This window comes from Pseudoalteromonas sp. S1609 (assembly GCF_005887255.1).
Lineage (GTDB): Bacteria > Pseudomonadota > Gammaproteobacteria > Enterobacterales > Alteromonadaceae > Pseudoalteromonas.
In genome coordinates this window covers 1-414 of sequence record NZ_PNDJ01000192.1, presented here as the reverse complement: position 1 = coordinate 414, position 414 = coordinate 1, and the positions used below count along the sequence as shown (strand labels likewise).

Annotated in this window: 1 protein-coding gene; it reads right to left on the bottom strand. The window is 41.3% G+C overall.

From position 1 onward, the window contains the following. Positions 1-414, bottom strand: a 414-nt coding sequence (locus CWB76_RS19380) for an AAA-type ATPase lid domain-containing protein (RefSeq protein WP_349304283.1), incomplete at both ends; no start/stop codon positions are given.

Sequence of the window (414 nt, the reverse complement as noted above, 5' to 3'; positions counted from 1 at the left end):
GTATGGCTAAGTCCTAAGCGTTTAGCTAACTGACGTGAACTTGGATAAGCTGGATAAAGTTTACGCAATAAAGTAGCTTCAAAACGCTTAACCGCTTGATCTAGCGAGCCCTCAAAATCAGACTCTAAATAGCCTAAATCATGGGTAAACGTGGGTAACTGTAAATGTTCAACGCGCAGTTCACTGTCTTCCAACAAGGATACCGCACGGTAAATCGCATTTTCTAATTGGCGTACATTACCTGGCCATGGGTAATCTTGTAAAAATGTTAAACACTCTTCAGATAACTCAGGCACAGTATGGCCATTTTGCTGCGCATATTTTTGAATAAAGTGCTCAGCAAGTGGGCCAACATCGGCTTTACGATCTCTCAGTGGTGCAATTTCTAACGTTAGTACATTAATGCGATAGTAT